Below are 18,800 nucleotides of genomic sequence, written 5' to 3'. Positions count from 1 at the left end.
CAACTTTGCGCCGATGATAGTGCTGCAACCAGTGTGAAAGTAGGTTATCGTCAGGCTTGTTACATAAAAAAACCCCGCGTGTGCGGGGTTTTTTTTCGTCTGCAGCATTCATCGGGTCAGATGCCCCAGGTGATGCTTTCATTTTCCGCCTTGGCCGAGCGCAGCATCTCCATCAAAGGATAGGCGCGCTGTGAGAAATGCACTTTTTGTGCGCGTGCATGAGCGCCCGTCTCACCATCTTCCAGCGTTTCCGGCGTATGCACATCGTGTTCGATGTCATTTTCCGGATGCAGTTTGCTTTCCGCGACTTCTTTTTCCAGCAGCGCCAGGGCATCGCCCGCTTCCGCTGGCGTGATGACGCCGCGCGTGGGGTTCTTGTGCAGGATGTCGAGGATGCGCTGGGCATGTTCCTGGTACATCAGCACTTCAGGGGAAGATTTGGATTTGAATGAGATCAACATAAGCGCTTTCTGAAACTTGTTGTTAGTGTCGAAACAATATCACGACTTGAAATGCCGCACAGGCCGTCCGATTGCCCGGATTGCACATTTGCAAGCCGGATATGGCCATCTGTTGGACAACGCACGTATTTACAAGGGTTTGCTGACCATGAAAACACCTGTTTAAGCGATCGTTAAGTCTCAATCCAGCTTCACCGAGTCCATGAAGGTGTCGATGGTGTCACGCGACAGCTTGCTTTCTTCCCCAAGAATGATGATCTGGAAGATACGTTTGTCCTGCGCCACAAAACGCCCGACCAGCAAGACGGGCTTGCCTTGTTGCATGCCTGTCGCTTCGATGCTGAGCGAACTGCGCTGGCGCGTTCCTGCAGCCGTGCTGCTGGCGGCCGATGCGGATTTTTCGCTGCGCACGGTGCCGTCGATATTTTTCAGCAGCGCCATCTGCATGGCAGGCAGGGCCGCCCGTGCCTGTTCCGCACTGTCGAGCACGGCGCTGCCGACGGCGAAGGTAGCGCCATCGACCTCGCTGGCCGTCATGGTCAGGCTGACTTTCTTGCCATCGAGATCGATCTCGCGCGTCAGCACGGCGGGCTTGCCTGGGAACAAGGCCGTGAACTGGGCGTCGGGACTGCGATAGTCGCGCCAGTCGAATTTCGGACTGCAGGCGGACAGGACGCTGGCGGCCGCCAGCGTGGCCAGAAAGAGGGCAAGTGATGGTTTTTTCATCAGCAGATGGTAGCAGCGCCGCGCATCACGCGCAATCACGCACGTGTGCCGCTCACTGACCCCCTTATACTTCACGCAGCACGCGCCGGTACTGGATCGCTTCGGCGACATGCTGCGGCGTGATGGCGGAGCTGCCCGCCAGGTCTGCGATGCTGCGCGCCACGCGCAGTACCCGGTGGTAGGTGCGCGCCGACCAGTGCAGGCGCGTCATGGCGCCATGCAGCAACTGTTCGCCGTGTGGCTCCAGGCGACAATGCTGTTCGATTTCCATGTTGCTCAGGCGCTGGTTGGACTTTCCCTGGCGTGCCAGCTGCAAGGCAAAGGCTGCCGCTACCCGGGTGGCGATCGCTTGCGTACTTTCGCCGGCGCCTGCACGTCGCCCCAGTGCCGCCGGCGGCATGGCGGCCACTTCAATCTGCAGGTCGATACGGTCTAGCAGCGGGCCGGACAGGCGATTGTGATAACGCAGCACGGCGTCCGGCGTGCAGCGGCAACGGCCGGAAGCGTGGCCCAGATAGCCGCACGGGCAGGGATTCATGGCGGCGATCAATTGAAAGCGTGCAGGAAACTCAGCCTGGCGGGCCGCGCGCGAAATGCTGATGACGCCCGATTCCATGGGCTGGCGCAGCACATCGAGCACCCGGCGCTGGAATTCGGCGATTTCATCAAGAAACAGCACGCCGCAGTGTGCCAGCGAGATTTCTCCCGGGCGCGGCACATTGCCGCCACCCACCAGGGCCACGCCGGACGCCGTCTGGTGCGGGGCGCGATAGGGCCGCCGTTTCCAGTGTTCCACCTTGAAGTGCCCGCCCAGCGAATGCACGGCAGCCGATTCCAGCGCCTCTTCATCGCTCATGGGCGGCAGCACGCCGGGGAAGCGGCTGGCCAGCATGGTCTTGCCTGCGCCCGGCGGCCCCACCATCAGGACGTTATGACCGCCCGCCGCCGCCACTTCCAGTGCGCGCCGCGCCTGCTGCTGCCCTTGCACGTCGGCAAAGTCGGGATAGGGAAAAGCGTGCGCTGCCAGCACGGGTTGGTGGCGTTGCAGGGCAGTGTGGCTGGCGTGCGGGGCAAAATGCGCGCAGACCTCGAGCAGGCTGCGGGCGGGATAGATGCAGGCATCGCTGACGAGAGCGGCCTCGTCCGCGTTCGCCTGCGGCAGGATGAAGGCGCGTGGCGCGCCCGACTGGCTGCGCTGCATGGCAAAGGTCATGGCCAGGGCGCCACGGATGGGGCGCAGCTGGCCCGACAGCGACAGCTCACCCGCGAATTCATAGCGGTGTAATTGGTCGCCCGCCAACTGGCCGGAGGCGGCCAGGATGCCCAGCGCAATGGGCAAGTCGAAGCGGCCCGATTCCTTGGGCAGGTCGGCCGGCGCCAGGTTGGCCGTGATGCGCCGCGCCGGCATCTCGAAGCCGCAGTTTTGCAGCGCGGCACGGACGCGGTCGCGCGATTCCTTCACTTCCGTATCCGGCAGGCCGACTATCGTAAACGAGGGCAAGCCATTGGCAAGGTGGACTTCGACGCTTACCTCTGGCGCCTCCATGCCGGCCAGGGCGCGGCTTTTCAGGACGGCCAGACTCATCAGACTCCCCTGCACCGCGGGCGCGGGCAGGATCAGTCTAGCGCGTGCAACGCCATCAGGCTTGCGCTATGCCAGCAAGGCCGTCAATAACGGAGCCTGGCTGGCGGCACCTCAGGTCTTCGAATCGTTCAGGCGCGTTTCCAGCTCGATCAGGCGCAATTCCAGTGCGTCCAGTTTGGCGCGGGTCTTGGCCAGCACTTGCGCCTGGATATCGAATTCCTCGCGCGTGACGAGATCGAGGCGGGCGAAGCCCTGGGTCATCATCGATTTTACGTTTTTCTCGATATCCTTGGCCGGCGAGTTTTCGATGGCTTGATGGATCTTGCCCTGCAAGTCGTTGAAGAAGGTATTCATGTCCATGGTCAGTCCTTTTATGGTGCGGCCTGTGCATCGCACCATTGCGGTGCACAGCGGCGTTAATCTGGTGCGAAACTGGGCGCTTCATGCTGCTTTAGCCGCCAATACCCGCATGTCCAGGGGCTTGCAGGGTATGTGTGGCCGGAAACGCCCCTGTCAAGGTGGCAAGAGAGCTGGCACGTATTCTGCTAAAGAAAGGATGAACGCTTTGTGATCTCCAGCCAAGATTTTAAACCTCAACCGCTTTAAAAGTTCAATAAAAGGGAATCGCCATGAAGAATCTGTCCAAGAACATGACTTTAGCAGCCGCATTGACGTTGGCCATGGCCGCCTTGTGCGGTAGCGCCATGGCCCAGGATGCAGCAGCGGCGCCCGCTGCGGCCGAGGCTGTACCCGACCATGTGGTGAGCTACAACGTGGCGCTGACCAGCGATTACCGTTACCGCGGCATCTCGCAAAGCCGTTTGAACCCGGCCATCAGCGGCGGTGCCGACTATACGCATAGCCCGACGGGCCTGTATGTGGGCACCTGGCTGTCGAGCATTAAATGGATCAAGGATGGCGGTGGCGATACCAGTCTGGAATGGGATATCTACGGCGGCAAGCGGGGCGAGATCAGCAAGGATTTTACCTATGACGTGGGCGGCCTGTACTATTTCTATCCCTCGAATGGGCTGAGCACCAATGCCAACACCTTCGAGCTGTACGGCCAGCTCGGCTACGGCCCGCTGTACATCAAGTACTCGCATTCGACCACCAATCTGTTCGGCGTCGCCGACAGCAAGAACAGCGGCTACCTTGACGTGGGGGGCAACTTCGACCTGATCGACGGTTACATCATGAACGTGCACGTGGGGCGCCAGAAAGTCGAGCACAACGATGCCCTCAGCTATAACGATGTCAAGATCGGCGTGACCAAGGATTTCGGCATGGCGACCGTTTCCCTTGCTGCCGTGAAGGCCAACATCACGTCGCTGGCACCGAACGGCAAGAATCTGGCGAAATCCGGTCTCGTGCTGACCGTGTCCAAAACCTTTTAAGCGAGACTGCCATGAAAATGATTACTGCGATCATTAAACCGTTCAAACTGGACGAAGTACGCGAAGCTTTGTCGGCTATCAATGTGCAAGGCATTACCGTCACGGAAGTGAAAGGTTTTGGCCGCCAGAAAGGTCACACGGAACTCTACCGTGGTGCCGAGTATGTCGTTGATTTCTTGCCAAAAACCAAGATTGAAGCGGCCGTCGATGACGCCATTGTCGACCAGGCCATCGAAGCGATTGAAGGTGCCGCGCGTACCGGTAAAATCGGTGATGGCAAGATTTTCGTCTACAACCTGGAACAGGTCATCCGCATCCGTACCGGTGAAACCGGCAACGAAGCGCTCTAAGGGGAATATTGATGCATAAAAATATAACAAAATTGCTAGCCGGGATAGCCTGCCTGTGTGCGTTTGGCCTTGCCACGCCGAGCTTTGCCGATGCGCCCGCCAAGACGGAGGCGGCCACGACCACGGCCGTCGCCGCCCCTGCCGTCACGCCGGTTGCTGACGCTGCGGCCCCGGCCGCCGCCGCGCCGGCTCCGGCCGCTGCCGCGCCAGCCGCCGCACCCGTCGCCAACAAGGGCGACACCAGTTTCATGATGATCAGCACCTTGCTGGTGATCTTGATGACGATTCCCGGCCTGGCCCTGTTCTACGGTGGCCTGGTGCGCTCGAAGAACATGCTGTCGGTGCTGATGCAAGTGTTCATGGTGTTCGCGCTGGTGATCGTGCTGTGGTGTATTTATGGCTACTCGATCGCCTTCACGGAAAAAACCGCCTTCTTCGGTGGCTTCGATCGCCTGTTCCTGAACGGTATCTGGGACCCGGCCAAGGGCACGTTTGCCGCCGCCGCCACCTTCAGCAAGGGCGTCGTCATTCCCGAGTTCGTCTTCGTCGCTTTCCAGGGCACGTTTGCCGCCATCACCTGCGCGCTGATCGTCGGCGCCTTTGCCGAGCGCGCCAAGTTTGCCGCCGTGCTGGCCTTCGTCGTGCTGTGGTTCACGTTCGCCTACCTGCCAGCGGCCCACATGGTGTGGTTCTGGACCGGTCCTGACCTGATCACCAATGCCGCCACCTCGGCCAGCGAAGCCTTGAAGGCTGGCTGGATCTGGCAAAAAGGCGCGCTGGACTTCGCCGGCGGCACCGTGGTGCACATCAACGCCGCCGTCGCCGGCCTGGTGGGCGCCATCATGATCGGCAAGCGCGTCGGCTACGGCCGCGAATCGATGGCGCCGCACTCGCTGACGATGACCATGATAGGCGCATCCTTGCTGTGGGTGGGCTGGTTCGGTTTCAATGCCGGTTCCTCGCTGGAAGCGGGCGACGTGGCTGCCCTAGCCTTCGTCAACACCTTGCTGGCGACCGCCGCCGCGACCCTGTCGTGGGTGTTTGGCGAATGGATCAGCAAAGGCAAGCCATCCATGCTCGGCGGCGCGTCCGGCGCCGTGGCAGGCCTGGTGGCGATCACCCCGGCGGCCGGTTTCGTCGGCCCGATGGGCGGCCTGGTCATCGGCTTGCTTGCCGGCATCGTCTGCCTGTGGGGCGTGAATGGCTTGAAACGCCTGATCGGCGCCGACGATTCGCTCGACGTGTTTGGCGTGCATGGCGTGGGCGGTATCCTCGGCGCCTTGTTGACGGGTGTGTTTGCTGCACCACAATTGGGCGGCCAGGGCATCTTCGACTATGTCACCAACAAGATGTCGGCGGATCCGTATTCGATCGGCCACCAGGTGTGGGTGCAGGCGCAAGCGGTCGGCACCACCATCCTCTGGTCGGCCCTGGTCTCCGTCGTCGCCTATAAACTGGTCGACATCGTCATCGGCCTGCGCGTACCGGAAGAAGAAGAGCGTGAAGGCCTCGATATCACCAGCCACGGCGAGCAGGCGTATCATGGCTAAATAGCAATTGTCTGGCATGCCAGCGCCCCGGCGTGGCATGCCCGGCTGGAAAAGGCGCCTCATCGAGGCGCCTTTTTTTCGTTGTGGGAATGGAAAAGGTCTTTAAAACAAGGGTTTTGCCCCGATTTGGGCTACTTACACGGTAATATAGTCGGCAGTTCTGTGTGCTTTTTTGAATACTGCACATAATTTAAGGATGTAACTATGGTTCCCCATCTCGTCACGGCCCTGACCGGACCGCTGCTCGACCTCGAAAAAAAGATTCTGGCCGCGACGCCGGCCATTGAGCGCTGGTTTCGCATGGAGTGGCAAGAGCACACGCCGCCCTTCTATTGCTCGGTAGACTTGCGTAACGCCGGCTACAAGCTGGCGCCCGTCGATACCAATCTGTTCCCTGGCGGTTTCCATAACCTGGCCACGGAAATGCTGCCCTTGTCCGTGCAGGCGGCCATGGCCGCCATCGACAAGTATTGCCCGGACGCCCGCAACCTGCTGATCGTGCCGGAATTGCACAACACCACGCCGCAATACCTGCAGAACGTGGCGCGCCTGATGCAGATCTTCCGCCAGACGGGGCTGCACGTGCGCTTCGGCTCGTGGTCGCCCGAGATCACCCAGCCGACACCGTTGGCGTTGCCAGATGGCAACATGCTCGTCATCGAGCCCCTCGTGCGCCTGAACAATGGCCGTCGCCTGGGCTTGAAGGATTTCGATCCGTGCACGATTTTGCTGAATAATGACTTGTCGGACGGCATCCCCGACATCCTGCAAAACATCCATGAGCAAAGCCTGCTGCCGCCCCTGCATGCGGGCTGGGCCTTGCGCCGCAAGAGCAACCACTACACGGCCTACGATGAAGTGGTGAAAAAATTCGGCAAGATGATCGACGTCGATCCGTGGATGCTCAACCCCTTCCACGCCAAGTGCAGCGACGTGAACTTCCAGGAAGGCGAGGGCGAAGACGCGCTGGCCGCCAGCGTCGACGTGCTGCTGGCCAAGATCCGCAAGAAATACAAGGAATACGGCATCAAGGAAAAGCCCTTCGTCATCGTCAAGCCCGATGCGGGTACGTACGGCACGGGCATCATGACGGTGCGCGACGCCAGCGAAGTGCGCGACCTGTCGCGCAAGCAGCGCGACAAGATGTCCATCGTCAAGGATGGTAAAGTTGTCACCGACGTCATCATCCAGGAAGGCGTGCCGACCTTTGAGAGCATCAAGGATGCCGTGGCCGAGCCTGTCGTCTACATGATCGACCGCTATGTGGTGGGCGGTTTCTACCGCGTGCACGCGGAACGGGGCGTGGACCAGAACCTGAACGCGCCCGGTTCGCAGTACGTGCCGCTGGCGTTTGCCCAGCAGCATGCGGTGCCGGACTTGAAGGCCAAGCCGGGCACGGCCGCGCCGAACCGCTTCTATGTGTATGGCGTGGTGGCGCGCCTGGCCTTGCTGGCCGCGTCGCTGGAAATGGAGCGCACGGACCCGAATCCCGAGGTGTATTGATCCACCCGTGCGGCTTGCCGGGCGCGGCGACCACCGCGCCTGGCGATCTCGGCTAGAATCAAGCATTCCTTATCCAGGCTCCCCGATTGGACGCACCATGAAAATTGCATTCCTTGCCGACCCGCTGGCAGGCTTCAAGACTTACAAAGATTCCACCTTCGCCATGATGCGCGAGGCGGCCAGACGCGGCCACGCCGTGTACGCCTTCGAACAGAAGGACATGGCGCTGGAAGAGGGCATCGTCACGGCGCGGGTACAGCATATCGAGCTGACGGGCGACGAGCACGACTGGTACAAGGTCGTCTCCACCGAGGAAGTGCGCCTGTCGGCCCTGGACGCCATCATCGAGCGCAAGGACCCGCCGTTCGACATGGAATACGTGTATGGCACGTATCTGCTGGAACTGGCGGAAAAGCAGGGTGCGCACGTCTTCAACAAGCCGTCCGCCATCCGCGACAACAATGAAAAGCTGGCCATCGCCCAGTTTTCCGAATTCACTTCGCCGACCCTGGTGACGTCGAACGAAGCGCGCCTGCGCGCCTTCCACGCCAAGCACCAGGACGTCATCTTCAAGCCGCTCGACGGCATGGGTGGCACGGGCATCTTCCGCGTCAAGGCCGATGGTCTGAACCTGGGCGCCATCATCGAGACCCTGACGGACAATGGCGCGCAGACCATCATGGCCCAGCGTTTCATCGCCGACATCGTCAAGGGCGACAAGCGCATCCTCGTCATCGGCGGCAAGCCGGTGCCGTTTTCGCTGGCGCGCATCCCGCAGGCGGGCGAAGTGCGCGGCAACCTGGCGGCCGGCGGCACGGGCGTGGCGCAGCCCTTGACGGCGCGCGACCGGGAAATCGCGGAAAAGCTGGGCCCGATCCTGGCCGCGCGTGGCCTGATGCTGGTAGGATTGGACGTGATCGGCGACTACCTGACGGAAGTCAACGTCACCAGCCCGACCTGCTTCCAGGAAATCATGCAGCAGACGGGCTTTGACGTGGCGGCCATGTTCGTCGACGCCGTCGAGCATGGCGTTGCGCAAGCGCAGCAGCGCTAGAAGGTGAAACGACTATGGTAGGGATTTTGCTCATGACACATGCACCGCTGGGACAGGCCTTCATCGCCGCCTGCGCGCATGTGTTTCGCGGGCCAACGGAACGGTTTGAAGCCATCGACGTCGTCGCCGACCAGGACCTGGCGGAAGTGCAGAAGCTGGCATCGGAAGCCATCTGCCGCCTCGATGACGGCTCCGGCGTGCTGGTGATTACCGACGTGAAGGGCGGCACGCCGTCGAACTGCTGCAACAAGCTGGCCGATGCGGGCAGGGTGGAAGTCATCGCCGGCATCAGCCTGCCGATGCTGCTGCGCGCCATCACGTATCGCCGCGACACGCTCGACGTGGTGGTGGAGATGGCGCTGGCCGGTGCGCAAAGCGGCGCCGTGCGCGTCGATAACCGCATCCGCGTGGGCGAATAGGGAAGTGCAAGGCCGCCGCCCTGAAGGCGGCGGGTTTTATAGGCCAAGATTGTCATCAGCGTAGTGCATTCAGGGATAGAGACCATACAAAAATGATTCAAAAAGAACTCGAAATCATCAACAAGCTGGGACTGCACGCACGCGCCTCCGCCAAATTTACCCAGCTCGCCGCCAAGTTCAAGAGCGACGTCTGGCTGACCCGCAACGCGCGCCGCATCAACGCCAAGTCCATCATGGGCGTGATGATGCTGGCCGCCGGCAAGGGCGCGAAAGTGACCCTGGAAGCCGAGGGCGATGATGAGCAGGCATGCGTCGATGCCCTCACCGCCCTGATTAATGACAGGTTTGGCGAAGGCGAGTAATGCCCGCCGAACGCAGCCGCAGCCGCATTCCGACAGGTCACCCCATGGCATCCTTCACGCTCCACGGCATCCCGGTCTCCCGCGGCATCGCCATTGGCCGCGCGCATCTGCTGGCGCCGGCTGCCCTTGACGTCAAACATTACCTGGTCGCCCAGGAACAGATCGAAGCCGAAGTCCAGCGCCTGCAAAGCGCCATCGCCGCCGTCCACAAGGAACTGCAAACCTTGTGGAACGAGCTGCCCAAGGATGCGCCCACGGAACTGGGCGCGTTCATCGATGTGCACGCGCTGATCCTGTCCGATCCGATGATTTCCGAAGCGCCGCTCGACATCATCCGCAAGCGCCACTACAACGCCGAGTGGGCGCTGCTGACGCAGATCGATGAATTGTCGGCCCAGTTCGACGAAATCGAAGACCCGTATCTGCGCGAGCGCAAGGCCGACATCCAGCAAGTGGCCGAGCGCGTGCTGAAGGTCTTGCTGGGCACCGAGCAGCTGCTGCCCAAGGCGGCAGCCGAAGATGAATTGATGGCGCAGATGATCGTCGTCGCGCACGATATCTCTCCAGCCGACATGCTGCAGTTCCGCGACCGCTCCTTCATCGGCTTCATCACCGACGTGGGCGGGCAGAACTCGCACACGGCCATCGTCGCGCGCAGTCTGGATATCCCGGCCGCCGTCGGCATGTCGCAGGCGTCGATGCTGATCGAGCAGGACGACTGGCTGATCATCGACGGCGACGCCGGCGTGGTCATCGCCAACCCCAGTCCTTTGGTGCTGGAACAGTACCGCGAGCGCCAGGTGGCCATGCAGCGCGCGCGCAAGAAGCTGGGCAAGCTGAAAAAGACGCCGGCCGTGACCAAGTGCGGCACGCCCGTCACCCTGCTGGCGAATATCGAGTTGCCCGAGGATTGCGCGTTCGCGCTCGAGTCGGGCGCCAGCGGCGTGGGCCTGTTCCGCTCCGAATTCCTGTTCATGGGCCGCGCCCACAAGATTCCCACCGAGGACGAGCAGTTCGAGGCTTACCGCAACACGGTGCAGTCGATGAAAGGGCGCGTGGTGACCATCCGCACGCTCGACATCGGCGCCGACAAGCCGCTCGACCAGTCCGACCATACCGCCTTGAATCCCGCGCTGGGTTTGCGCGCCATCCGTTACTGCCTGGCCGAGCCGCAGCTGTTCCTGACGCAGCTGCGCGCCATTTTGCGCGCCTCGGCCTTCGGCAAGGTGCGCATCCTGATTCCCATGCTGGCGCACGCGTTCGAGATCGACCAGTCGCTGGCCATGATCGCGCAAGCGAAGGCCAGCCTGCGCGAGGACGGTGTCAAGTTCGACGACGCCGTCGAAGTGGGCGCCATGATCGAGATCCCGGCCGCCGCGCTGGCCCTGCCCATGTTCGTCAAGCGCATGGATTTCCTGTCGATCGGCACGAATGACCTGATCCAGTACACCCTGGCCATCGACCGCGTCGATTACGAGGTGGCGCATTTGTACAACCCGCTGCACCCGGCCGTGCTGCAACTGATCTCCATGACGATCGCCGCCGGCCACAAGGCGGGCATCGACGTGGCCGTGTGCGGCGAAATGGCGGGCGACGTGAAGCTCACGCGCTTGCTGCTGGGCATGGGACTGCGCGAGTTTTCCATGCATCCGGCCCAGCTGTTGGCGGTCAAGCAAGAGATACTGAACAGCGACCTGGGCCTGATTGCGCCACAAATGCGCAAAATTATGCGTTCGATGGAACCAAATGTGATCGCGGAAGCTGTCCGGCAACTGCAGCTCATGTAAACTGTCACCTTATCGGCATCAGGATACATCGCGCGCGGCAAGATGTATCCTGATGCTAAAGTTGCAGCGCCTATCATCGCGGTGCTGCATCGACCATGGCCCGTGGGGCCGCCCCCCTTTTATAAACCGACACACATGTCATCCATTGGAATCGTTTCGCCGCAAACCATGTATTTTGCGCAACCCCTGCAGCTGCAAAGCGGAGCATCGCTGCGGGACTATATGTTGATGTATGAAACCTACGGCACCCTGAACGCCGACAAATCGAACGCGGTGCTGGTCTGCCACGCCCTGAACGCCTCGCACCACGTGGCCGGCGTGTATGCCGACGAGCCGAAAAGCACGGGCTGGTGGGACAATATGGTCGGTCCCGGCAAGCCGCTCGACACCAACAAATTCTTCGTCATCGGCGTCAACAACCTGGGATCCTGCTTCGGCTCGACTGGCCCCATGCACACCAATCCCGCCACCGGCAAGCCGTATGGCGCCGCTTTCCCCGTCGTCACGGTGGAAGACTGGGTCAGCGCGCAGGCGCGCCTGGCCGATGAACTGGGCATCACCCGGTTCGCCGCCGTGATGGGGGGCTCGCTGGGCGGCATGCAGGCGCTGGCGTGGAGCATCATGTTCCCCGAGCGCTTGCGTCACTGCGTGGTGATCGCCTCGACGGCCAAGCTGTCGGCGCAGAACATCGCCTTCAACGACGTGGCGCGCCAGGCCATCCTGTCCGACCCCGATTACCATGGCGGCGACTTCTATGCCCATGGCGTGGTGCCGAAGAACGGCTTGCGCGTGGCGCGCATGGTGGGCCACATCACGTATCTGTCAAATGACGACATGGCCGAAAAATTCGGCCGCAAGCTGCGCGACGCGGCGCAGACGGGCGATTACAAATTCGGCTTCGGCATCGATTTCGAGATCGAATCGTATTTGCGCTACCAGGGCGACAAATTCTCCGAATACTTCGACGCCAACACGTATTTATTGATCACCAAGGCGCTCGATTATTTCGACCCGGCGCGCGCGCATGGCGGCGACCTGGCCAAGGCCCTGTCGGGCACGAAGGCCAAGTTTTTCCTCGCATCGTTCTCCACCGACTGGCGCTTCTCGCCCGAGCGCAGCCGCGAAATCGTCGAGGCGCTGGTATGCAACCGCCGCCAGGTCACGTATGCCGAGATCGACGCGCCGCACGGCCACGACGCCTTCCTGCTGGAAGATGCGCGCTACATGAACATGGTGCGCGCCTATTATGGCCAGGTATGGAACGACATCGGGGCGGGCTTGCCCGCTCCTGCACAGCACACCGCCGTCCGCCAGGGCGCGAAGGAGACCGCATGACTTTTGACGAATTGAGCGCGCTGCGCCCCGACCTGGCCTTCATCGCCCACTGGGTGCCGAACAACGCGCACGTGCTGGACGTGGGCTGCGGCGAAGGCGTGATGCTCGAGTACCTGCAAAGCGACAAGGAGTGCAGCGGCTACGGTATCGAGATCGCCGACGACAAGGTGCTGGCCAGCACCCAGCGCGGCGTGAACGTGATCCAGCAGGACATGGAAAAGGGCCTGGCCATCTTTGGCGACAACAGCTTCGACACGGTGCTGTGCCTGTCGTCGCTGCAGATGATGAAACAGGTCGAGCCGCTGCTGCGCGACATCGTGCGCGTGGGCGCCGAGGCCATCGTCTCGTTCCCCAACTTCGCCTACTGGCCGCACCGCGTGGCGCTGCTGAAAGGACGCATGCCCGTGTCGAAATCGCTGCCCTACCAGTGGTACGACACGCCCAACGTGCGCTGCGCCACCATCAACGACTTCCGCGAGCTGGCCGAGGAATGCGGCCTGGAAGTGATCGAATGCGTGGCCCTGGCCGAAGGCAAGATGGTCTCTGTGCTGCCCAACCTGCGCGGCGACCTGGCCGTCTTCCGCCTGCGTAAAAAAGCGGTGCATTGATGAGCACAAGCCCGGCGCCTGGCTGGCGCTCCTATGCCAACGGCCGCATGCTGGCCGTGCTGGTGCTGGGCTTCAGTTCCGGCCTGCCCCTGTTCATCCTGCTGTACCTGCTGCAGGCATGGCTGGCCAAGTCGGGCCTGAACGTCAAGGCGCTGGGGCTGTTCGCCCTGGTGCAGTTCCCGTATATCTGGAAATTCCTGTGGGCGCCCTTGATGGACCGCTACCGCATCCTGGGCCTGGGACGCCGGCGCGGCTGGATGGCGGCCACGCAAGTGGCGCTGTTCTTTTCCATCGGCGCCATGGGCATGCTCGATCCGCTCACGCAGATCGGCCTGATCGCGGCGGCCGCCGGCGGCGTCGCCTTTCTGTCGGCCAGCCAGGACATCGTCATCGACGCCTACCGGCGCGAAATCCTCAGTGACAACGAGCAGGGCCTGGGCGCCGCCGTCATCGTCAACGCCTATAAAGTGGCGGGCATGGTACCGGGCGCGCTGTCGCTGATCCTGGCCGATCGCATGCCGTGGCAGCCCGTGTTCTGGATCACGGCCGCCTTCATGCTGCCGGGCCTCGTCTGCACCCTGCTGATCAGGGAACCCACCGTGTACGGCTCGCCGCCGAAGACCATGCGCGAAGCGATCATCCTGCCGTTCCAGGAGTTCATCGCGCGCGATGGTTGGCGTAACGCAATGTGGATCCTCGCCTTCGTATTACTCTACAAAATCGGCGACAGCATGGCCACGGCGCTGGCGACGAAGTTTTATCTCGACCTGGGTTTTAGCATGACGCAGATCGGCCTGGCCGCCAATACCACGGGTTTCTGGGCCAGCCTGGCCGGCGGCGTGGTGGGCGGCGTGTGGATGCTCAAGCTGGGCATCAATCGGGGCCTGTGGGTGTTCGGCGCGCTGCAGGCGATCGCGATTCTGGGATTCGCCTGGCTCGCGCAGGTGGGGCCGAACACCATGCTGCTCAGCGCAGTGATCGGTTTTGAAGCCTTCGCCAGCCTGGGCCTGGGGGCGGCCGCCTTTGTCGCGTTCCTGTCGCGTACCACGGACCCGCGCTACACGGCCACGCAATATGCCTTGTTTTCCAGCCTGAGCGCCGTGCCGCGCACCCTGATCAACGCCTCGGTGGGCTTCCTGGTCGCGGAGCTGGGCTGGTTCTCGTTTTTCATCGTGTGCTTCTTCCTGGCTTTCCCGGCCATGATGATGCTGCCTAAAATCGCTCCATGGAGGTCTGCCAATGGCACCAATATCCCTTAAACGTTACACCGTCCTGGCCAGCCTGTGCGCGGCCACCGCGCTGGCGCCGCTGTCCGTCCACGCCCAGCAGGCGACGGTACAGGATGGCATCAAGGTGCGTCCCTTGTCGACCACGCGCATCTTTGCCGGCGGCGCCGATTTCAATGCACAATCGAAGCAGCAATATACGCAGCTGGTCAACGAAGCGAAGGAAAAAAACGCGCTGGTGCCCGACAGCGACCCGCAAGTGAAACGCCTGCGCGCCATCGCCCAGCGCATCATCCCGTTCGCCACGCGCTGGAACGAGGCGGCGGCCAGCTGGAACTGGCAGATCAACCTGCTCAACTCGGACGAGGTCAACGCCTTCTGCATGCCGGGCGGGCAGATCGCTTTTTACAGCGGCATCATCACCAAGCTGAACCTGACCGACGATGAAGTGGCCGTCGTCATGGGCCATGAGATTTCGCACGCCTTGCGCGAACACTCGCAGGCGCAGGCAGGCAAGGGCAACCTGGCCGCCGTTGGCGCCAAGCTGGCCGGCGCCGGCCTGTCGGCCTGGCTCGGCGTCGATCCGAATCTGACCAGCACCGCCACGAACATGGCGGCCAAGGGCGTGATGCTGAAGTTCTCGCGCGACGATGAACGCGAGGCGGACCTGATCGGCATGGACCTGGCCGCGCGCGCCGGCTTCGACCCGCGCGCCGGCGTGGTGCTGTGGCAGAAGATGGCGGCAGTCAGCAAGGGCGCGCCGCCGGAATTCCTATCGACGCACCCGTCGGGCAGCGACCGCATCTCGCAGATGAACAGCCATATGGCGCAAGTGCTGCCCCTGTACGCGCGCAGCAAGGGCGTCAGCGTCGAGGCCTTGCCGCCTTACCGCAGCAACGCCATCGCGCAGCGCTAGGATGTCCAGCCGTCACGCTGCCGCACCCTTGCCCATGCGCGACGGCGTGGCGCCAAGCTACCTGTGGCTGCCGGAAGGGCAGTGGCCCGACATGCTGTCGTTTCTGCTCGAGCGCTATCCGCAGATCAGCGCGGCGCAATGGCAGGACCGCATGGCGCGCGGCGAGGTGGTCAGCGGCGACGGCGCCGTGCTGGCGCCCGACAGCGCATACCGGCGCGGCATGCGCATTTTTTACTACCGCGAACTGGAACGCGAAACGCCGATCCCGTTCCAGGAAGAGATCCTGTTCCAGGATGAGCATTTGATCGTGGTCGACAAGCCGCATTTTCTGCCCATGACACCGGGCGGGCGCTTCGTGCAGGAGACCCTGCTGACGCGCCTGAAGAAAAACCTGGACTGCGCCGAGCTGACGCCCATCCACCGCCTCGACCGCGAGACGGCCGGCGTGGTGATTTTCTCGCGCCAGGTCGCCAGCCGTGGCGCCTACCAGTCGCTGTTCCAGCGCCGCGAAGTGCGCAAGACCTACGAGGCGCTGGCGCCGCGCCTGGCTGGCCGCGATTTTCCGTTCACCTATCGCAGCCGCATGGTCGAGGGAGCGCAGTTTTTTCTCATGCGCGAGGAAGAGGGAGAGCCGAACTCGGAAACCATCATCGACGTGATCGAAGAGCGCGGCGACGTGTGCCTGTATCGGCTGCAGCCGCACACGGGCCGCAAGCACCAGCTGCGCGTGCACCTTGCCGCGCTGGGCATCCCCATCGTCAACGATGCGTTTTATCCGGTGGCCCTGCCGTGCAAGGCAGACGACATGGCGCACCCGCTGCAGTTGCTGGCGCGCGCCATCGATTTCACGGACCCGTTGAGCGGCGCGCCGCGCCATTTTGAAAGCCGGCGCAGCTTGGGGGCTTAGGCCTTGAGCGTGTAGTCGATGATCAGGGGCGCGTGGTCGGAAAAACGCTCGTCCTTGTAGACGCTGACCGTATGCGCCTGGGCCGCGATGCCGGGCGTGGCGACGTGGTAGTCGATGCGCCAGCCCACGTTCTTCGCGTAGGCTTGTCCGCGGTTGCTCCACCACGTGTACTGGTCTTCGCGCTTGTCCAGGCCGCGGTGCACGTCGACGAAGCCCACTTCGTCGAAGACGCGCGTCAGCCACGCGCGCTCTTCCGGCAGGAAGCCGGAATTCTTCTTGTTGCCCTTCCAGTTTTTCAGGTCGATTTCGTGGTGGGCGATGTTCCAGTCGCCGCAGATGACCACTTCGCGGCCCAGCGCCTTCAATTCCAGCAGGTGCGGCAGGAACAGTTCCATGAAGCGGAACTTGGCTTCCTGGCGCTCGGGGCCGGACGAACCGGACGGGCAGTACACGGAAATGACGGACAGGTTGCCAAAATCACAGCGCACGTAGCGGCCTTCGGCGTCGAATTCCTGGCTGCCGAAGCCGATATGCACGGCGTCCGGCTCCACCTTGCTGTACACGCCCGTGCCGGAATAGCCTTTTTTCTCGGCATAGTGGAAATGGCCGTGGTAGCCGTGCGGATTGAGGAATTCCGGCGTCATGTCGGGCAGCTGCGCCTTCAATTCCTGTACGCAGATGAAATCGGCCGTTTGCGTGCCCATCCAGTTGAAAAAGCCTTTTTTGGCGGCGGAACGGATGCCGTTCAGGTTGGCGGAGATTATTTTTGGCATAGGTCTAGAGTGAAAGGGCGCTGGCCGGGGCCGACGGGCGCGGCATGGCGATTGTCTCGCCGGTGCGCGCGGATTAAAATACAGGCACTTTTAAAAAATGAGGCTAATGTGAATAATTTACGCCAGCAGTTTATCGCGTTTTCAGTATCCAAGGGAGTCTTGCGGTTCGGCGAGTTCACCACCAAGGCCGGGCGATCATCGCCGTACTTCTTCAATGCGGGCCTGTTCCATGACGGCGCCACCCTGGCCGAGCTGGCGCAGTTCTACGCCCAGACCCTGCTCGACTCGGGCGTCGAATTCGACATGCTGTTCGGTCCCGCCTACAAGGGCATCACCCTGGCGTCGGCCACCGCCGTGGCGCTGGCCGGCAAGGGCCGCAACACCTCGTTCGCCTTCAACCGCAAGGAAGCCAAGGACCATGGCGAAGGCGGCACCATCGTCGGCGCCAAATTGCATGGCAAAGTCGTCATCATTGACGATGTGATCTCGGCCGGCACCTCGGTGCGCGAATCGGTGGACATGATCCGCGCCGCCGGCGCCGAGCCATGCGCCGTGCTGATCGCCCTGGACCGCATGGAGCGCTCGGGCCCGGATGGCCAGCTGTCGCCAAGTTCGGCGGTGCAGGAAGTGTCGAAACAATATGGCATTCCCGTCATCTCGATCGGCAACCTGGACGACTTGTTCGGCTACCTGAATGGCGCCGGCGCCGATCCGGAACTGCTTCAATATAAGGATGCAGTTTCCGCGTATCGCGCCAAGTATGGCATTTAAAGCGCTCATGGCGGCGTTGCGGCGCGTTGCCGCACTAGCGTGCTGTCTGCCGCGCCGCGCCTTGCCCTGAGCACTTTATATCGTTTTGTCTTCCAGCAGCGCCCGCAGCCGCGGGTCGCTGCAGGCGGCGCCAGCTTGCGGATGGCATTGCAACAGCCTGCGCAGCAGCGCGCCGCCGATGCCGCGCCGCCGGAACGGCGGTTTCACGAACAGCATGTTCACCGTCACCCCATTCGCGCACTTGCTGAAGTCCAGCATGGCCACCTGCTGGCCGTCGATCCACGCGCACAGCGCGCTGTCCCCTTGCCAGTCTATCCGCATCACGCCAGCCATGGTGTGAGCGCCGCATGCAGGCCCAGGGCGAACAGGCCGATAAAAAAGCAGCGCTTGAATACCGGCTGCGCGATGCGTCCGCGCAGCCATTGACCGGCCAGCATGCCGGCCAGCGCCGGCAGCAGCGCATACGCGGAAGCGCCAGCCGCACCGAGGCTGAAGTCGCCGTGCAGGGCCAGGCTGGCCGCCAGCGCCACGGTCGATGCGGTAAACGCCAGACCCAGCGCCTGCACCAGCGCATCGCGCGCCAGGCCCAGTCCCTGCAGGTACGGCACGGCGGGAATCACGAACACGCCCGTGGCGGCCGTCACCAGTCCCGTCGCCGCGCCCGCCACGGGCCCCAGCCAGGCTTCGTGCCGCGCGGGCACGCGCAACTGCAGCGAGAACAGTCCCGCCAGCGCATACAGCATCAGCGCCACGCCCAGCGCGACGACGGCCCAGGCGCCGCTGTCCCTCGGCAGCAGGGCGCCGCCCGCCAGGGTGCCCGCCATGACGGCGGCCAGCATGGGCCCCAGGCGCCGCAGCAGGGCGCGCAGGCCGGGGCCGGCCGCCAGCTGCCACACGTTCGTCACCATCGATGGCACGATCAAAAGGGCGGCCGCCTGCACGGGCGGCATGACGAGGCTGAGCGTACCCATGGCCACCGTAGGCAGTCCCAGGCCGACTACGCCCTTGACGAAGCCAGCGACGAGGAAGCTGGCCCCGACGGCCAGCAGGAATGACGTCTCCATCTTTTT

Annotated in this window: 21 protein-coding genes; 14 read left to right on the top strand and 7 right to left on the bottom strand. The window is 62.7% G+C overall.

Annotated features, from left to right (window positions below; translation table 11 throughout):
• Positions 1 to 116: 116 nt before the first annotated feature.
• The 4 genes from J0O65_RS08795 to J0O65_RS08780 form a co-directional block, all read right to left on the bottom strand.
• On the bottom strand, positions 117 to 461 hold the full coding sequence (locus J0O65_RS08795; protein ID WP_092716690.1) for a DUF1840 domain-containing protein: 345 nt from the start codon (positions 459 to 461) through the stop codon (positions 117 to 119).
• A gap of 180 nt (positions 462 to 641) precedes the next feature.
• Positions 642 to 1,187, bottom strand: a complete 546-nt coding sequence (locus J0O65_RS08790) for a hypothetical protein (RefSeq protein ID WP_251373603.1) — start codon at positions 1,185 to 1,187, stop codon at positions 642 to 644.
• Between the two features lie 64 nt (positions 1,188 to 1,251).
• Entirely contained in the window at positions 1,252 to 2,772 is a 1,521-nt protein-coding gene (locus J0O65_RS08785; protein WP_215405988.1) for a YifB family Mg chelatase-like AAA ATPase, read from the bottom strand.
• Between the two features lie 111 nt (positions 2,773 to 2,883).
• Positions 2,884 to 3,132: an accessory factor UbiK family protein gene (locus J0O65_RS08780; RefSeq protein WP_215405986.1), complete on the bottom strand. Its 249-nt coding sequence runs from the start codon at positions 3,130 to 3,132 to the stop codon at positions 2,884 to 2,886.
• Between the two features lie 269 nt (positions 3,133 to 3,401).
• Between J0O65_RS08780 and J0O65_RS08775 the strand changes: the two genes are divergently transcribed.
• The 13 genes from J0O65_RS08775 to J0O65_RS08715 all read left to right on the top strand — a co-directional run bounded on the left by J0O65_RS08775 (position 3,402) and on the right by J0O65_RS08715 (position 16,186).
• On the top strand, positions 3,402 to 4,169 hold the full coding sequence (locus J0O65_RS08775) for a TorF family putative porin (RefSeq protein ID WP_215405983.1): 768 nt from the start codon (positions 3,402 to 3,404) through the stop codon (positions 4,167 to 4,169).
• Between the two features lie 11 nt (positions 4,170 to 4,180).
• Positions 4,181 to 4,519, top strand: coding sequence for a P-II family nitrogen regulator (locus J0O65_RS08770; protein WP_010393464.1), 339 nt, complete (start codon positions 4,181 to 4,183; stop codon positions 4,517 to 4,519).
• A gap of 11 nt (positions 4,520 to 4,530) precedes the next feature.
• Positions 4,531 to 6,069, top strand: a complete 1,539-nt coding sequence (locus J0O65_RS08765) for an ammonium transporter (RefSeq protein ID WP_285896781.1) — start codon at positions 4,531 to 4,533, stop codon at positions 6,067 to 6,069.
• 204 nt (positions 6,070 to 6,273) lie between these two features.
• Positions 6,274 to 7,572, top strand: coding sequence for a glutamate--cysteine ligase (gene gshA / locus J0O65_RS08760; protein WP_092803594.1), 1,299 nt, complete (start codon positions 6,274 to 6,276; stop codon positions 7,570 to 7,572).
• A 97-nt stretch (positions 7,573 to 7,669) separates the two neighbouring features.
• A complete protein-coding gene (gshB, locus tag J0O65_RS08755) occupies positions 7,670 to 8,626 on the top strand; it encodes a glutathione synthase (RefSeq protein ID WP_215405981.1) in 957 nt (318 codons plus the stop codon).
• 14 nt (positions 8,627 to 8,640) lie between these two features.
• Positions 8,641 to 9,045 carry a PTS sugar transporter subunit IIA gene (locus J0O65_RS08750; RefSeq protein ID WP_029496035.1) on the top strand — a complete coding sequence of 135 codons (405 nt, stop codon included), beginning with the start codon at positions 8,641 to 8,643 and terminating at the stop codon, positions 9,043 to 9,045.
• A gap of 92 nt (positions 9,046 to 9,137) precedes the next feature.
• A complete protein-coding gene (locus J0O65_RS08745) occupies positions 9,138 to 9,407 on the top strand; it encodes an HPr family phosphocarrier protein (protein ID WP_010393142.1) in 270 nt (89 codons plus the stop codon).
• Positions 9,408 to 9,451: 44 nt separating this feature from the next.
• Complete coding sequence (ptsP, locus tag J0O65_RS08740; protein WP_215405979.1) at positions 9,452 to 11,194, top strand: phosphoenolpyruvate--protein phosphotransferase; 1,743 nt, start codon at positions 9,452 to 9,454, stop codon at positions 11,192 to 11,194.
• 135 nt (positions 11,195 to 11,329) lie between these two features.
• Positions 11,330 to 12,529 carry a homoserine O-succinyltransferase MetX gene (gene metX, locus J0O65_RS08735; protein WP_215405977.1) on the top strand — a complete coding sequence of 400 codons (1,200 nt, stop codon included), beginning with the start codon at positions 11,330 to 11,332 and terminating at the stop codon, positions 12,527 to 12,529.
• Positions 12,526 to 13,137, top strand: coding sequence for a methionine biosynthesis protein MetW (gene metW, locus J0O65_RS08730; protein ID WP_086139855.1), 612 nt, complete (start codon positions 12,526 to 12,528; stop codon positions 13,135 to 13,137). The genes metX and metW overlap by 4 nt, the downstream gene beginning before the upstream one ends.
• Positions 13,137 to 14,396, top strand: a complete 1,260-nt coding sequence (locus J0O65_RS08725; protein WP_152253494.1) for an AmpG family muropeptide MFS transporter — start codon at positions 13,137 to 13,139, stop codon at positions 14,394 to 14,396. The genes metW and J0O65_RS08725 overlap by 1 nt, the downstream gene beginning before the upstream one ends.
• Complete coding sequence (locus tag J0O65_RS08720; RefSeq protein ID WP_215405976.1) at positions 14,377 to 15,279, top strand: M48 family metallopeptidase; 903 nt, start codon at positions 14,377 to 14,379, stop codon at positions 15,277 to 15,279. The genes J0O65_RS08725 and J0O65_RS08720 overlap by 20 nt, the downstream gene beginning before the upstream one ends.
• Position 15,280: 1 nt before the next feature.
• Positions 15,281 to 16,186: a pseudouridine synthase gene (locus tag J0O65_RS08715; protein ID WP_251373602.1), complete on the top strand. Its 906-nt coding sequence runs from the start codon at positions 15,281 to 15,283 to the stop codon at positions 16,184 to 16,186.
• Here the strand turns inward: J0O65_RS08715 and J0O65_RS08710 are convergent.
• On the bottom strand, positions 16,183 to 16,959 hold the full coding sequence (locus tag J0O65_RS08710; RefSeq protein ID WP_215405974.1) for an exodeoxyribonuclease III: 777 nt from the start codon (positions 16,957 to 16,959) through the stop codon (positions 16,183 to 16,185). The two genes, J0O65_RS08715 and J0O65_RS08710, sit on opposite strands and share 4 nt — an antisense overlap.
• Positions 16,960 to 17,067: 108 nt before the next feature.
• On the opposite strand from J0O65_RS08710, the gene pyrE reads away from it, so the two are divergent.
• Complete coding sequence (gene pyrE, locus J0O65_RS08705; protein ID WP_215405972.1) at positions 17,068 to 17,730, top strand: orotate phosphoribosyltransferase; 663 nt, start codon at positions 17,068 to 17,070, stop codon at positions 17,728 to 17,730.
• Positions 17,731 to 17,805: 75 nt separating this feature from the next.
• On the opposite strand, the gene J0O65_RS08700 is transcribed toward pyrE, so the two are convergent.
• Both J0O65_RS08700 and J0O65_RS08695 read right to left on the bottom strand, forming a co-directional pair.
• Positions 17,806 to 18,063, bottom strand: coding sequence for a GNAT family N-acetyltransferase (locus tag J0O65_RS08700; RefSeq protein ID WP_215405970.1), 258 nt, complete (start codon positions 18,061 to 18,063; stop codon positions 17,806 to 17,808).
• Positions 18,051 to 18,794: a sulfite exporter TauE/SafE family protein gene (locus J0O65_RS08695; RefSeq protein ID WP_215405968.1), complete on the bottom strand. Its 744-nt coding sequence runs from the start codon at positions 18,792 to 18,794 to the stop codon at positions 18,051 to 18,053. The genes J0O65_RS08700 and J0O65_RS08695 overlap by 13 nt, the downstream gene beginning before the upstream one ends.
• Positions 18,795 to 18,800 lie beyond the last annotated feature (6 nt).

This window comes from Janthinobacterium sp. JC611 (assembly GCF_018682595.1).
GTDB lineage: Bacteria > Pseudomonadota > Gammaproteobacteria > Burkholderiales > Burkholderiaceae_D > Janthinobacterium.
Note: the sequence above shows the minus strand (reverse complement) of the source record. Positions and strands in the feature narration are given on the sequence as shown.

Excerpts from the sequence above, each read along its gene's own strand:
- J0O65_RS08715 (WP_251373602.1), top strand. The coding sequence starts at position 15,281 with ATGTCCAGCCGTCACGCTGCCGCACCCTTGCCCATGCGCGACGGCGTG.
- ptsP (WP_215405979.1), top strand. The coding sequence starts at position 9,452 with ATGGCATCCTTCACGCTCCACGGCATCCCGGTCTCCCGCGGCATCGCC.
- J0O65_RS08785 (WP_215405988.1), bottom strand. The coding sequence starts at position 2,772 with ATGAGTCTGGCCGTCCTGAAAAGCCGCGCCCTGGCCGGCATGGAGGCG.
- J0O65_RS08790 (WP_251373603.1), bottom strand. The coding sequence starts at position 1,187 with ATGAAAAAACCATCACTTGCCCTCTTTCTGGCCACGCTGGCGGCCGCC.
- J0O65_RS08795 (WP_092716690.1), bottom strand. The coding sequence starts at position 461 with ATGTTGATCTCATTCAAATCCAAATCTTCCCCTGAAGTGCTGATGTAC.
- metX (WP_215405977.1), top strand. The coding sequence starts at position 11,330 with ATGTCATCCATTGGAATCGTTTCGCCGCAAACCATGTATTTTGCGCAA.
- J0O65_RS08765 (WP_285896781.1), top strand. The coding sequence starts at position 4,531 with ATGCATAAAAATATAACAAAATTGCTAGCCGGGATAGCCTGCCTGTGT.
- metW (WP_086139855.1), top strand. The coding sequence starts at position 12,526 with ATGACTTTTGACGAATTGAGCGCGCTGCGCCCCGACCTGGCCTTCATC.
- J0O65_RS08700 (WP_215405970.1), bottom strand. The coding sequence starts at position 18,063 with ATGGCTGGCGTGATGCGGATAGACTGGCAAGGGGACAGCGCGCTGTGC.
- J0O65_RS08695 (WP_215405968.1), bottom strand. The coding sequence starts at position 18,794 with ATGGAGACGTCATTCCTGCTGGCCGTCGGGGCCAGCTTCCTCGTCGCT.
- gshB (WP_215405981.1), top strand. The coding sequence starts at position 7,670 with ATGAAAATTGCATTCCTTGCCGACCCGCTGGCAGGCTTCAAGACTTAC.
- gshA (WP_092803594.1), top strand. The coding sequence starts at position 6,274 with ATGGTTCCCCATCTCGTCACGGCCCTGACCGGACCGCTGCTCGACCTC.
- J0O65_RS08775 (WP_215405983.1), top strand. The coding sequence starts at position 3,402 with ATGAAGAATCTGTCCAAGAACATGACTTTAGCAGCCGCATTGACGTTG.
- J0O65_RS08770 (WP_010393464.1), top strand. The coding sequence starts at position 4,181 with ATGAAAATGATTACTGCGATCATTAAACCGTTCAAACTGGACGAAGTA.
- J0O65_RS08710 (WP_215405974.1), bottom strand. The coding sequence starts at position 16,959 with ATGCCAAAAATAATCTCCGCCAACCTGAACGGCATCCGTTCCGCCGCC.
- J0O65_RS08725 (WP_152253494.1), top strand. The coding sequence starts at position 13,137 with ATGAGCACAAGCCCGGCGCCTGGCTGGCGCTCCTATGCCAACGGCCGC.
- J0O65_RS08780 (WP_215405986.1), bottom strand. The coding sequence starts at position 3,132 with ATGGACATGAATACCTTCTTCAACGACTTGCAGGGCAAGATCCATCAA.
- J0O65_RS08745 (WP_010393142.1), top strand. The coding sequence starts at position 9,138 with ATGATTCAAAAAGAACTCGAAATCATCAACAAGCTGGGACTGCACGCA.
- J0O65_RS08720 (WP_215405976.1), top strand. The coding sequence starts at position 14,377 with ATGGCACCAATATCCCTTAAACGTTACACCGTCCTGGCCAGCCTGTGC.
- J0O65_RS08750 (WP_029496035.1), top strand. The coding sequence starts at position 8,641 with ATGGTAGGGATTTTGCTCATGACACATGCACCGCTGGGACAGGCCTTC.